Here is a 2,005-nt window from a genome sequence, read left to right on the forward strand (position 1 = left end):
GATAAACCGGCTTCCTTCATGCGCTGCAAAAACATTCCCTTGCCGCCAAGTTGTTTCCTGTTGGGGGCAGGATCAACAGCCTGACCTGAAACAGATGGACGGCAACTGCGCTTGGCCAGTGACATTTGGCTGACTGGAACACCATGGGTAACAGAATCGCTGAGATGTCTTTTGGAGGCACAATCAGCACGGTTTTTCTGCTTTGCCATATCTGTCAGGCTTTGAGGATTTGACCTGTCAATGTTTGCAGGTATAGATATCATAGAGATATTCCTCTCACGTTAATATTCATCCATGATTCAATGGCGAGTCGTTATGTTTGATCAGACAATAATGTTTTTACAAAGTTCATCCGTCAGCTTCAAATACACAGAAGAAAAAAAACATTAGGCTGGCAACAGGGTTTGCACTGGTCAACGTTGTCTGAATCCATCAGACTTTATTCGCAGTTTATCTGAGGTATTCACGCACTTTGGGGTTTCTTTTTTTTGCTGCCTCGATAAAAGCCGTATCATCTTTAAGATCAGGAGCAGCATATTTGAAAGCTCGATGATTTTTTTCAATTAAATCGAGCATATAATCGCGATCCTTCAATACCTTTTCACTGGCGAGTTGTAAGTTAACAATATTAACATCGATTGCCATTTGTATAATATTTTTATCGCTTCGGATTCTTTCACTTGCATAACCCAGAATTGATGGATAATTTGCGATAGCGGTCTTTACAATGTCTTCATCATCCTGCATTTCCGGGCTGGCATGGCGCAGCCAAATGCCGTGTTGTTTGACAGCGGCCATGGCGATATCTTTATCATTCTTCAGTTTTTTACCGGCAAATTTAAGCGCCTCTGGACATTCTGCAATGATGGATAATACCAAGTCTTTATCATTCCGCACCCGCTGGCTACCATAATGCAGTCCGTGCTTCAGCAAGGCTTTTTGGAACGTTTCTTTATTATCCGAAAGCCACTGATCCGGAGGAATTTCAAAACTTAGCCTGTAACTGTAGGATGATGGTTTTATGACATAGCATTTATCTCTCAAGTCGGGATAAACATCCTCAACCAATGGAGCAGAGCTTTTGGCATCCACGAATAACAAATGATGTAAAAATTTCCTGCGGGTTTCTTCAGTGATCTCATTGCTCATTAATATTTCCCGAAAGTTGTCCTCCGATTGATGACGGTAATCTTTATTACAACCCTCTGCAAACCGTAGGGCATAATTAATAAACTGCTGGTAGTGGCTGGGTAATAACAGGAAACAATCGGGAATGTAGTTGATAAATTTCTTATAATGCATCGCGAAAAGGCAATGTTCAAAGGCGAACCTGTCAGCTTCTGCCGCAACATCGCCATTAAGGCGTTGTGCAAGCAAGCCAAAGTTCCACTGATCTCCTTCAAAAACGTCAATGTTCTGCATGTCAGAATCCACATCACGCATAGCACGCAACACAGTGATCAGTTTTTCAAAGACCTCCTGCATGGTATGAGTTGATGGCATTCGAGTGCATTCGACGATAATCTCTCCCGCTACCGCGTTGCAACACGACTTCATGCTATCAGCATCTTTATCCAGTTCGAGCGCTTTCAGTAGCTTCACCAGAAACCACATGCGCTTTAACTTGGCGGATTTACTAATACCATCATCTTTATAAAACTGGTCAGAGAATTTCAGCCGTAAGGTTCGTTCTTTACCCCCTTCTGCCTTTTCAAGCAGCTCAATAAGGCACACATGACTGCCAAGCTTCAGGTTAACCATCAAGACATCATCCATAATGACCACCGTCCCTGAACACAGAAACTTTTCGATTAATGCTTTCCAGGATGGCCTCAATAGCGGCGCCTTTTCATCGGAGCCACCCGGAGTCGTGCAATCAACATAGGTGATTTTCTTTTCGGTAGATATCCTGCCCTGACGCGAAACCAGAGTGACCGGTGCCAGTGCATTTACAAAGCGCTGATGCAGGGCAAAAATCAGCTCATGGATACTCCGGATCTGCTTG

At 43.5% G+C, this 2,005-nt stretch carries 2 protein-coding genes; both read right to left on the reverse strand.

The window, feature by feature from the left end; genetic code table 11:
- Window positions 1-209 (reverse strand): hypothetical protein (locus KDK16_RS01115; protein ID WP_257274298.1); only part of this gene is annotated, 209 nt, incomplete at its 3' end.
- A gap of 241 nt (window positions 210-450) precedes the next feature.
- On the reverse strand, window positions 451-2,005 hold a 1,555-nt coding region (locus KDK16_RS01120; RefSeq protein WP_257274299.1), incomplete at its 5' end, for a DUF4116 domain-containing protein.

The sequence above is a fragment of the Endozoicomonas sp. SESOKO4 genome, from assembly GCF_024606275.1.